The following is an 11,480-nucleotide window of genomic DNA, read 5'->3' as shown; positions in this document are numbered from 1 at the left end:
AATCCCACCCGCACACGGGGGTCAACGAACCGGGCGCGCGGGTCGCGAACGAACACGCCGCGGGCGTGCACCCCCCCCGGGCCCCCTTCTCTTGTGTTCAGGGCGTGTCGCCCGGATGTTCTGGCCTGACGTTGCGCCGCTACGGCGGTTGCCGGCGGAACGATGCCGTCCTTCCTGGCGTGGGTGGGGCGGTCCGGCAAAGGGTTGGAATATCGGGAGTTGTGGCGCGTGCCGATGCTGGACCGGCTGTATATCGGAGGCTTTGGCCGGCCGGGGCAGTCCTCGCCACTGCTCGGTGGTTCGGTGCAATGCGGCGCGCTTTCGGTCGATGAGTTACAGCAAATGTCTAGCTAATTCGATTGGTATGTGGTCTTTTCCGGTGTTGGGCGGGTTCGGTGTTTACGAATAGGGGCATCGAGAACTCGGTGAGATAAGGCATTTCGCCGACCTCGGTAAATCGCTGGAGGCGAATTGCATTCGTGTAATTCACCGTTCGGCTCCCTGGTAGGTCACGTAGTGGCAACGAAGGGTCGAATGAGGCGGTGGTGAACATCGCGCGGACGCAACGAGTTCGGGCGCAACGGCAGCGGCGGCCGTTGGGCCGGGGGCCGCGGGGGCGCTGCGCGCGTACATCTACCCCGGCGCAGGCGTTGCCGGAGCGCGACCCGAACTGGTTTGCTGGTACGCGCTGCCGACCGGAGGATGATCTGCCATGCCGTCGAATTTCACGCTCAGAGCCGTCAATACGGCGCACCGCGCACTGCTGCGCTTCAGCTTCGGCCGGATGGGGACCGAATACTTCGGGATGCCGGCTCTCGAACTGATCACCATCGGCCGTAAATCCGGTCGTCCTCGTTCCGTCATGCTGACGGCGCCGATCGTGGACGGCGCCGACTACATCATCGTCGCCTCCCGCGCCGGCGACCCGACGAATCCCGCGTGGTATCACAATCTTCGGGACAATCCCGCGGTCGAGGTCGCGTTCCGTAACGGGCCCCGTAAGCCGATGACCGCTCGCGTCCTACCCCCGGAGGAGCGGGCGCCGCTGTGGCCGCGGATCGTCGCCGACTACCCGGTCTACGGTGACTATCAGAAGCGGACCACACGTGAGATCCCGCTGGTACGGCTCACCCCGCGGATGGACGGATAGCCGACGCGCCCCGGAGCGGCGCCCTCGGCGCGGCGGGCAGCGCCCCGCCGACCGGACCCGGAGGTCGTGATGCCACGGCATGGTCGGCGGGGCGGAGTCACCGGCAGGTGCAGCCCTGTGTCATCGGCCGGCCGACGGATCAGGCATTGCGGGTGAGAGACGGTGGGAACGGTTCGGGTTCGCCGGCCGGGCCCGGTGCGCCCGGACCAGCCATGATGTCACGCCACCAGGCCTCCAGCCTGCTGGGCTCGGGCCAGATCACCGGGGTGTGGTCGGTGCTGGTTTCCACGTCGTTCTCCTCGGGGCCGGTGTTGTCGGGCATCCTTGCCTCCTGTACGCGTGGTGCGCCGGCGGGTCGCCACATGTGGGTACGCAGCTTCGATTTTCGCCGCCCCCGAAACCGGTTCGCCGGAAACTCCCGCGACCGAGCAACGTTGTGACAGCAGATCGCCGGACCCGCCCGGTACCAATGTGCCGCAATTCTAGCCTTTTTCGATGGGGCCGCGCTCAGATTTGTGCCGCCCCGGTTTTCCGGATTCGAAGCGTGGCCGTGGTTCTCGATCGGCCGGTAAAGTGGATAAGTCTGTGCGGGAACGGGTTCCGGGATTTCCGCAGGTGGTGGACAAGATCATGATCGACAAAACGACCGGTTCGTAGAAATATGGCGGGAGCATTAAGCGATCCGCGTGGGAAATATCGCATTAATGTATGTGTAAATGTTCTTTCATTTGCCGGTGCAGATCCGGGGTGCAGGTGAAATCGCCGTGAAGAACCGGTCCCCGCATGCGTGCGCCCGCGGGTGACGATGCTGAGTACACTGCCAGGCATGTCGGTGGCTTCACCGCGGTCGCGGATCCCGGGGGCGGTCAATGGGTACGAGGCGCGCTGGCAGCAGCACAACACCGAACGGCAGCGCTCGATCCTGCAGGCCGCGGTGGAACTGCTCGAGGAGAAACCGGCCGGCGCGGAGATCCCGGTACTCCAGATCGCCAAACGGGCCGGGGTCGCCAAATCGGTCGTGTACCGGCAGTTCAGCGGGCGCGAAGATCTGGACCGGCGGATCCGGTCGTATCTGATCGACGATCTCGGCGCTGTTCTGGACGCGCAACTGGACGTGTCCAGCGGTTCGGTGCGGGAGATCATCACCCGTACGGTGCGGGCGGTGGCCGATTGGATGGGCGATCACCCCAACCTCACCGCGTTCGCGCGTTCCGGGCCACCGGCGGGCGGGCCGGACAATGTCGACGCGATCAGCAGCCTGAAAGGCCGTATCTCGGCACGGTCGCGCGAACTCATCGAGGCGATCGGCGCGATCGTGGGGGTCGATTCGGCGGCTTTGGAACCGGTGCCGTTCGCCGTGGTGACGATGGTCGAGGGAGTACTCGCCGCCTGGGTCGCCGATCCGCGGCCGGCGCGGACCCGTGCCGAAGTGGTGGCCGATCTGGCCGACTACGCGTGGTTCGTTCTCGACGGCGCCGCTCGCGCGGTCGGTGTGGTGGTGGATCCGGATCGGGAACTGGCCGAGGTGATCGCCGGGCTCAGCGTCACCCCGTGAGCATCCGGGCCCGGACCGCAGGTGGCCGGTCCGGGCCGGAGGTATCGGTCAGGCGACCGCGGGCCGGATCCGGCGTTCCGGTTCGCTGCGGTAGCGCGAACGGTCGCCGTCGATCCCCAGAGCCCGCCACAACCGGGTGGTGACCGGGTTCATCAGCCCCAGCTCGTCGGCGAGGGTGCGCATATCGCCGAAGTAGCCGGACAGGATTCCACGGGAGTGCGGGCTACGCCAGAAGGCCTCTTTGATCACCGAGCGCGGTATATCGAATCGGCGGGCGAACTCGGGCGGGGGCGCCATGATCTCGCCGGCCAGCCAGCGCAGTGCCAGCGGGAAGGAGATCCCGCACAGTGCGGTCGAGACCGGGCCGAGTTTCTCGATATGCGCGCGCAGGAACTCACCCGCGAACGAGATATGCCGGGCTTCCTCGGCGATATGGATCTCCATCGTCCGCACCACCAGCGGCGGCAGGTCTGCGCCGTTACGGATCATCGCCTTCTGATAGTGGTCGATCGGTTCCTCGCCGCCCAGGATGCCGAGGAAAAGGATGACATGGGCGTACCCGCCGGCCACTCCGATGAACGGGGACAGCGCCTTGAAGATCGGCCGCATCCCGGGGACATCGTCACCGATCCGGTTCACCAGCTCCTGGAACATCTGGATGTGATTGCACTCTTCGGTCATCTCGTGCAGGCAGTAGCGGAACTCCGGCGAGCCGTTGGGCAGTTTCGCGATGTACTGCATCATGCCGCGGATCAGCACGGTTTCGAAGGCCGCACCCACCTTGATGGCGTTGGCGATACGCCAGCGCCCGATCTCGATCTGCTTCTCGACCGGCAACTGCCGATACCAGTCGGTGGCGCCGAGTGGATCGTAGTCGGGGGAGAGGATCCAGCGCGGATCGTCGCGGTCGAGAGCCAGCTCGGGTGCGTCCCAATCGATATCGAGATAGGGGTCGAAGCGGCGGCGCACCGAGCCTTCCGACAGCGTTTCCAGCATCTCGCGGTACCGGGCGTCCAGCTTCGGTGCCCGGAGCAGAGTCGACGGCGTCATCGGTGCCTCCTCGTGCGTTATGGCATACATCTCTCTATCGAAATTTACCGGGACTTTGAGTCTCAGTAAATAGCCGATGGGGTTGTCGCAACAGAATCGTGCTCTGAGCTGGGCGGGTGATACGACGCCCGGTCCGGGCCGGGCGTCACACCGCTCCCCGGCGCACGGTGGGGCCCGCTACGGAGCAGGCTCGGAGTGTGGCAGCTCCGCCGGCCGTGCACAGGAGTGTGGCGGACTCGGCGGGGAGGTAGGTACGGCCGACTGCCCCTGTCTTCGATCAGTGGGTGCGGCCGTGCTCGAGTGGGTCTGCGGGCACCGGACGATCCGGTTGGTGCACTGCTCTACGTCAAGCAACCGGATGCGTGTAGACGCGCAGGGTTTCCAGGCGTGGGGCGGCCGGGTGGAAGTCGAGGATCAAGAGCACCGGACCTTCGGGGGCTTCACCGCTGACGGTCACCGAGCGGCCTGCCGCGAGTGTTTTCCCACAGCGCAGGCCGCGGGCCCGCGCGACCAGTTCCGCAGGAGTAATCGACTCACCCGACCACAACCGCGCCGTCTCGCGGCCACCCGCCAGTTCGGTGACGGTCGCCGTATCTCCCGTGGCCGCGGCCGCGCACAGCCGGTGCGCGATCTCTTTGCCGGTCCGGCCGATACCGGTACAGGCCTGGGCCATACCCATGAGCCCGGATACGCCCTGATTGCGTAGCAGCAGGCCGCCGAGACGGGTGCCGGCCCGCAAACCCGCGATACCGGTTCCCATGAGCTGTCCGATCATCGGCAGCAGTTCCCAGTAGGCCGCGAGATGGGAGATGCGCAGGTCGCCGTCTTCCGCGGTGATCTCGTAGCGCAGATGCATCGGAACCCGCACCCGGGCGCCGGTCGACATGGTGATCGTGATGGCGAGGTCGCGGACGACGGTTGCGGGGCCCGCGAAATCATGGGCCACATCGAAAACGATGTCGTTGGGCGCGATGAAGGTGTCGTAGAACCGGGCGATCGCCGCGTGCCCGCGGTGCGGGGCGGAGCCGACGGGATCGTTGACCACCGCGTCACGGGTGAACAGGCCCACCCACGCGGCCCGGTCGTGTACGGCCACCGCGCGCGGCGAGGCCAGTACGGCGTCCCGTAGCTCGATGGCGGTCGGGTCGAGCGGCACGATGCCTCCTTCGATGTCCGTTTCGCGGCCATAGTAGAACAGGTTCTACCAGGCTCGGAAGGTGTCGCCATGCCTGCGTGTGAAGATGTCGGTGCGGTGCGGCATCATCTGTGCACGCAGCTATTCGACGAAACAGTGAGATTGCCGGAGTACCCCATGCCGTCGCGAACGCCCTCGAGCGCGAAGCCGAAACCCCTGTCCGACAATGACCTCGAGCAGATCTCCGCGGAGATCGAAGCGGGCCGCCCGCCGATGGTGTGGTTCACCGCCGCGGCGGTGGGGGTCACCGAAGGGCGTTCGGGCAAGGTCGTCTCGCTGGGCGACCCGGCCGACGGTGATTTCCTGCAGGTCCGCCCCACCGGGTCGAAGGATGTACTGTCCTTCGGGCCCACCGAGGTGACACTCACCAAACCACCGCGTGACCGGCCGGCACCCGCGGCGTCGAAAACCGCCCCCGAACCGAAATCCGTGCCCCAGCCCAAAACCGCCCCCGAGCCGAAGGAAGCGCCCGTGCCCTCCGCTGCGTCCCAGACCACCTCCGAGAAACGGGCCGCCGAATCCGCTGCGGCCACCGCGAGCAAGCCCGCGGCCGAAGCGAAACCGGCTGCCACGTCGCGCACTCCGGCTCCGGCCAAGGCAGCCAAAGCGCCCGCCGCGCGCAAGGCCAAGACACCGGAGGTCGTGGTCACCATCAACGGCACCGCGGACGGTGAGTGGACCGTCGATGTGACCAGCGGTAAGAAACGCACCGCGCGCGCTGTGCCGGTCGCCGGTCCGGCGGTCGCCCAGGCGGCGAAACTGCTGCATCCCGAGGTCGCCGAGGTGGTCGAAGGCCTGCTCGAAACGGTGCGTGGTGCGCAGGAAGCCAAAGTCCAGCAATTGCAAGCCGAACTGGAACAGGCCCGCAAACTGCTCGAGGAACTGACGGACTGAGCCTGCTCGCTCCCGAATCCGATTCGGACCGTGTGGCGCGGTTGCCTCTGCGGTCCGAATCCGGTTGTCAGACCGCTGTCTCCCGCTGCCAGCCGTGCTGGATCGGCTCGGCCGGAGTATGCCGCATGGCGTCGTGGAACATATAGCCGAAACCCCGGCGCTTCGCCAGATACATGGCGGCATCCGCGTCGCGGATGAGGTCGTAGACGGTGGCGTCGATCGTGCGCGGCCCGCCGCAGGCCAGCCCGATACTGGCGGTGAGCGGTACCTCACCGATGCTGAGCCGGAACGGTTTCATGAAGGTGCCCAGCAGGCGTTCGGCCATTTTTGTCGCCTCGTCGCGATCCAACGGTGCCAGCACGACGAATTCGTCGCCGCCGTACCGGGCCACCACATCGTCACGGCGTACGGCGGCGCGAATCCGTTTCGCGGCCTCGGCGATCAATTCGTCGCCGACCGTATGCCCGTAACTGTCGTTGATCGCCTTGAACTCGTCCAGATCGACGAACAGCAGGCATAGCGACCGCTCGGCCCAGTCGCGATGTTCGCGGTGCAGAACGCGCAGCAGCGCCGAACGGTTCAGCAGTCCGGTGAGCGGATCATGATCGGCTTGGTACTGCGCCTGGCGTTCACTGCGGGCGCTACGTCCGATCGCGCGTTCACTGCGGATCAGCAACCCGATCAGCAACAGTGTCAGCACCACCGACACGATGACCTGATCGATCGGGCTGAGCGGGGCCCGGGCCACCGGTACGAGTGAGGAAACCACCAGGGCCACCGCGATAACGCTGGCGCGTTGCCGGGAATGGTGCGGGCGGGTCGACCGCGGTGCGCTCAACGTCGTCATCGTCGGATGCAGCGCCGCCGCGCCCACCGCCACATAGGTCCCCAGCAGCGGGAGCAGCAGCACATCCGGATCCACCGTCAGTGTGCCCGCCGCCGCCAAGCGGTAGCCGATATCGGTGAACAAGGCGCCCGCCACGCCGAGATGCAGTAGCCGTAGCGAGGTTTCCGACCGGCTCGAGGTGGCCAGCGAATGCGCGAGCAGGGTGAGCAGTAGCGCATCGAAAACGGGAAAGACCACCGCGGTCGGCATATTCATGGCCGCCTCGTCGGAGTGCAGGACGGGGGTGATGAGGAAGATCCAGGATGCCAGCAGGGCGCCGAGCCCGATCAGACCCGAGTCCAGTAGCACATCGGGATGCGCGCGGGCCTGGCGCGGCCGCAGCCACAGCAGCCCCGCCAGCGAGGTCCCGATATATCCGGTGAGTGTGCAGATCTCGTCGAGAGGGGTGGACGCCGCCGGGGACATTTCGCGGATAACGGTACCGACGGCGAACGGGACGGCCGCGACCGCCAGCAGGTACCAGGGCAGGGCCGGAACCGACCGGTGCCGGCGTACCCCGATCACGATCGCCGCCACGGTGCCCAGCGCGGCCGATACCGCCACCAGCAAGGACAGCACGCGGGAGTCGACAACCAGGTGCACCGTGATCGCGGCGCCCGCGATCGCAGAAACCACCGCCCAGCAACGTAACCCGTGTAAACCGTACCGTCCTGCACGCTGTGGATCGCTGATGATCATCAGCCCCCCTTGTTGTCGCTCCATTCCCGGTGAAATCGAGCCGCGTCTCAGGTCGGAAATCCTTGTCTGTCGTGCTCTACCTGCCCAGCGAGCGGCGGCTGACGAAACCGAGTCTTCCTGTACGAGGGGATGTCCGAGCCGGGCGCTGCGCGTCCGACCCCAAAACTGGACTATTGGTCCGATGATGACATGCAGTGCCGAATTTGTCGCTGTCTTGGCGCAACAACGTCGTAACGGGTGTCCCGAACCCCGGCGGCGTACGGACCGGCCGCCCGGGGCAGCTCGTACGGTGGTCCGGTGACTGAAAGCGAGGAGAGGACCGGTATACGCCGCGCGTGGTCGGCGCCCGGCCGGGTCAACCTGATCGGGGAGCACACCGATTACAACGACGGGTTCGTCCTGCCGATCGCGATACCGCTGGCGGTCACCTGCCGCGGTGTCCGGCACGCCGACGAGCCGGTACGGGTGCGGTCCCGGCAGCGCCCGGGCGAGCCGGTGCGTCTACCGGCCGCGGACCTGGCCGCCGAACGCGACCGGGTACCGGGCTGGGCGCGGTATCCCCTCGGGGTGCTGGCCGAATTCGGGCGCCGTGGGCATCGGGTCGGGGGACTGGACCTCGAATTCGACGGCGAAGTACCGGCCGGCGCCGGACTGTCGTCCTCGGCCGCCTTGTGCTGTGCCACCGCGGTGGCCGTACGGGATCTCTGCGCGCCGGAGACCGGCGACCGGGAACTGATCGATATCGCCCGCGCCGCCGAGAACGACTACGTGGGCGCGCCCACCGGGATCCTCGACCATGCCGCTTCGATTCTGTGTACCGCCGGACATGCGCTGTTCCTTGATGTACGTGCCTTCCAGAGCTCGGAAACCGGCGGTTTCGAACAGCTTCCGTTCGATCTGGCGGCGACCGGTCTGCGGCTGCTGGTCATCGATACCGGTCAGGCCCACGAGCACGCCGGCGGCGGATATGCCACCCGCCGGGCCGAATGCGCCGAAGCGGCGGCGGCGCTCGGGGTGGGTTCATTGCGCGATATCGGCGGTGTCGAGCAGCTCACCGGTCTCACCGATCCCGTGCTGTACCGGCGCGCACACCATGTGGTGAGTGAGAACGAGCGGGTACGCCGGGTGGCCGCACTGCTGCGCGAAGGGGTGGACCCCCGGGCGATCGGCCCTCTGCTGAGCGAAGGACATGCCTCGCTGCGCGACGATTTCGCCGTATCCACCGAAGTCCTGGATGCGGCCGTCGACACCGCCCAGGCGGCCGGGGCCCACGGATCCCGCATGGTGGGCGGTGGATTCGGCGGCAGCATCATCGCCCTGGTCGATACCGCCGACGCCGAACGAGTGGGGGAGGCAGTACGCCGGCGCCTGGCCGAGATCGGCTACGACCGTTCGAGAACCTTCGAAGCCATTGCCGGACCGGGCGCCGGACCAGTCAGGTGACTCCGCACAGCGGAGCTCGGCCGGGCGTCGGAACGCCGGGCTGCCCGATCCAGGACCGCTACTCCGGGCGCAGCGGTGCTCCGGTGGGGTCTCGGGCTCCGGGTAGCAGCCGAGTCCTGCGGTCGGACATCCAGCCGCAGGTCTGTGACGGACCCGTATCGGCCTTGTCGGGCCGGTGGGCATGTGGGCACGCGCGGGGGCCGGCCGGACATGTCCCGGGGCGGCCCCGGCGTGGACGTCGGGTTGCTCAGCCGGCTGCCCGTGGCTTCCGTACCCATCCGACGATGACGTCGACTACCAGGAAACCCAGCAGGCTGAGTCCGAAAACCGGCGCGAACCAGCCGATCACCGCCGCTGCGGCAACAATCGGGACCGCAAGCCACAAAGAGCGGCGCAGGGCACCACGCCGTGGCGGTTTACCGGCGGCGAGCCAGGTGGCGGCGGTGGCGGGGCGGCGGTGCCACCACATGAGGTAGCCGCGCACGATAACGGTGATCAGGCCGACCATCGCCGCAAACAGGAGTAGCTGGTTGAGCAGGCCGAACATCAGGCCCATATGGAGCTGGATACCCCAATTGGCCAGTTTGGCCATGAGAGTCCACTCGGAATAGGGCAGCCGGTCGGTGATCGTGCCGGTGGCACCGTCGACCGCGACCGCGTCCACCGTGAGGGTGCCCGACCGGCGCAGTTCCTTCACAGCGAAGGCCCCCGCGTCGTCGCCGGGGACGCTGATCTCGGCAGCTCGGGTTACTCCGGCCGCGCGGGCGGCGGACAGTACGGTGTCCAGTTGTTCGATCCGCTCGGCGGGGACGGTATGTGTCATCGCGGGCCCGCCGTGATGGCCGGTATGGCCGGAGTGATCCGGGACCGGTGTATTCGGTAGCGCGGTGTCGACCGCGGGGGTGGTCCAGCTGAGGTTTTCCCGTAGCTGCTCGATATTGGCGCCCGCATAGGCCGACCAGGTGAGTCCTGTTGCCGACAACAGGAGCAGGATCGGCAGGATCCATATGCCGACCGCGCCGTGCCAGTTCAGCCGCCGTCCGCGCGCATTCGATGTCAGGTCGGGGATCAACAGCCAGGCCGCGGAGTTGCGCCGGCGGCGGGCCCGGACTCTCCGCACCCACAGCACCAGCCCGGCCAGGGCGATCAGCCACAGCCACGACGCCGCCAGTTCGGAGTACAGCCGGCCGGGCTCGCCCAGGTGCAGATGGCGGTGTGCCTGCGATATCCAGGCCCGGACCGGCAGCGCGCCGGAGCTGCCGTAGACCACGGATTCGCCCACCGGCTGCGCAGTGACGGGATCGACGAAGACCGCGTGCCGCTCGGATTCCCCGAGACCGGGATCGCTGAACAGCACGCGGGTCGTCTCGCCGGGTCCGGGGGCCGGTGCGACGGCGACCAGGGTGAGGTCCGGGCGCCTCGCGACACCTGCGGCGACCTGCTCGGACAGTGGCCGCTGCGGGCCCTCGGACTCCGCGTACAGCACATCTCGGTCGACAAAGGATTCGAGGGTAGGGGAGATCGCGTAGAGGGCTCCGGTCATCGCCGCGATCAAGAGGAAGGGCCCCACGAAGAGGCCGGCGTAGAAGTGCAGCCGGAGTGCGAGCGCACGGAATGCGCCCCTGCCCGGCCTGTTCGTATGCGTCGCGGGGGCGGCATTCTCGCGCGCCGAGGCGACCTCGGTGGTACTCAAGGTTTGCTACCTGCCTGTGCTGGTTCGGACGCACCACCGGACGGTGCCGGGCGTGCGCACGGACCCCGGCGGCCGGCTACGGCTCGACCGGGATGGGGAATCCGGCGCGGACAAAAGGCGCAACCATGCAGCAAGGCACGGCGCGGCCCGCAGGCCGGAACGAGAGATCAGACCAGGGAGGTTGCGGGCGGAGCGCGAGTACCGCCGGTGCCGGTGACGAGGATGCGGCGAATCAGGCGATCGCGGTGCGTTGTACGCAGCGGCGCCGGTCCGGCGATCGCCGGGACTCGCGGAAAGAACGGGATGATCCGGGCAAGCGCCGCCGCACCCGTGCGATAGGCGGTCTCGGCGCCCCGGACGAGCAGCGCGGCCGCCCACGCGGCCAGAACATGCGCCGCGATCATGACGGGTGTCAGTTGCAGGTCACCGTGATGTAGATGTCCGCTGCCCCAGCCGAGACAGAAATGGCCCAGCAGCTGGCCGGCCGCCAGGGCCACGGTGAGCCCGGCCGGCCCGGTGCGCAACCCGGATACCAGCGCACCCAGTACCGCGGCGGTGGCACCGAGCAGCATGATCGCCGTACTGTCCGGGACAGCCGTAGGCGCTGCCCAGCCGTGCGCGGCTACCGCCACGCTGCCCGAGATCAGTCCGGCCACCGCACCGCGGACGCGGGCGGCACCGCGACGGTCCACCGGAAGGGTGGCGCCGAACCTGATCTGCACCGGGCGATGATAGCTGTGTTGTCGGCGCGCGGGGGCGCGCGGGGGGGGGGGGGGGGCGGGGGGGGGGGGGGGGGGCGCCCCCCCCGGGCCCCCCCCCCCCCCCCCCCCCTCCCCCCGGCGGGGGGCCCTGTGCCGGGGGGGGTTCACTCCGGGCCCGGGGCCTAACCCTTCGAGGGCCTCGTAAGACTCGGCG

Annotated in this window: 10 protein-coding genes; 4 read left to right on the top strand and 6 right to left on the bottom strand. The window is 68.1% G+C overall.

Annotation, left to right across the window (positions count from 1 at the left end):
- Window positions 1-712 precede the first annotated feature (712 nt).
- Complete coding sequence (locus QH196_RS08090) at window positions 713-1,150, top strand: nitroreductase/quinone reductase family protein (protein ID WP_280415132.1); 438 nt, start codon at window positions 713-715, stop codon at window positions 1,148-1,150.
- Between the two features lie 139 nt (window positions 1,151-1,289).
- Here QH196_RS08090 and QH196_RS08085 read toward each other — a convergent pair whose 3' ends face one another.
- Window positions 1,290-1,472 (bottom strand): hypothetical protein, encoded by a 183-nt coding sequence (locus QH196_RS08085; protein WP_280415131.1) that lies wholly within the window; start codon window positions 1,470-1,472, stop codon window positions 1,290-1,292.
- Between the two features lie 504 nt (window positions 1,473-1,976).
- On the opposite strand from QH196_RS08085, the gene QH196_RS08080 reads away from it, so the two are divergent.
- The gene (locus QH196_RS08080; RefSeq protein ID WP_280415130.1) at window positions 1,977-2,705 is read left to right on the top strand and encodes a TetR/AcrR family transcriptional regulator; all 729 of its coding nucleotides are present in this window, start codon (window positions 1,977-1,979) and stop codon (window positions 2,703-2,705) included.
- A 48-nt stretch (window positions 2,706-2,753) separates the two neighbouring features.
- Here QH196_RS08080 and QH196_RS08075 read toward each other — a convergent pair whose 3' ends face one another.
- Both QH196_RS08075 and QH196_RS08070 read right to left on the bottom strand, forming a co-directional pair.
- Window positions 2,754-3,755, bottom strand: a complete 1,002-nt coding sequence (locus tag QH196_RS08075) for an AurF N-oxygenase family protein (RefSeq protein WP_280415129.1) — start codon at window positions 3,753-3,755, stop codon at window positions 2,754-2,756.
- A 346-nt stretch (window positions 3,756-4,101) separates the two neighbouring features.
- Complete coding sequence (locus QH196_RS08070; protein ID WP_280415128.1) at window positions 4,102-4,911, bottom strand: nuclear transport factor 2 family protein; 810 nt, start codon at window positions 4,909-4,911, stop codon at window positions 4,102-4,104.
- 69 nt (window positions 4,912-4,980) lie between these two features.
- On the opposite strand from QH196_RS08070, the gene QH196_RS08065 reads away from it, so the two are divergent.
- Complete coding sequence (locus QH196_RS08065) at window positions 4,981-5,844, top strand: DUF6319 family protein (protein ID WP_280415127.1); 864 nt, start codon at window positions 4,981-4,983, stop codon at window positions 5,842-5,844.
- A gap of 67 nt (window positions 5,845-5,911) precedes the next feature.
- Here the strand turns inward: QH196_RS08065 and QH196_RS08060 are convergent, their stop codons facing one another.
- Window positions 5,912-7,366 carry a GGDEF domain-containing protein gene (locus QH196_RS08060; protein WP_280415126.1) on the bottom strand — a complete coding sequence of 485 codons (1,455 nt, stop codon included), beginning with the start codon at window positions 7,364-7,366 and terminating at the stop codon, window positions 5,912-5,914.
- A gap of 387 nt (window positions 7,367-7,753) precedes the next feature.
- Here QH196_RS08060 and galK point away from each other — a divergent pair, with 387 nt between their 5' ends.
- Window positions 7,754-8,872, top strand: a complete 1,119-nt coding sequence (gene galK / locus QH196_RS08055; protein ID WP_432279452.1) for a galactokinase — start codon at window positions 7,754-7,756, stop codon at window positions 8,870-8,872.
- Window positions 8,873-9,119: 247 nt separating this feature from the next.
- Here the strand turns inward: galK and QH196_RS08050 are convergent, their stop codons facing one another.
- Window positions 9,120-10,565, bottom strand: a complete 1,446-nt coding sequence (locus tag QH196_RS08050) for a PepSY-associated TM helix domain-containing protein (protein ID WP_280415124.1) — start codon at window positions 10,563-10,565, stop codon at window positions 9,120-9,122.
- 167 nt (window positions 10,566-10,732) lie between these two features.
- Entirely contained in the window at window positions 10,733-11,287 is a 555-nt protein-coding gene (locus QH196_RS08045; protein ID WP_280415123.1) for a hypothetical protein, read from the bottom strand.
- Window positions 11,288-11,480 lie beyond the last annotated feature (193 nt).

This window comes from Nocardia carnea (assembly GCF_029868325.1).
Lineage (GTDB): Bacteria > Actinomycetota > Actinomycetes > Mycobacteriales > Mycobacteriaceae > Nocardia > Nocardia carnea_C.
The sequence above is the reverse complement of the archived record's forward strand: the minus strand, read 5'-3'. Positions and strand labels throughout refer to the sequence as shown.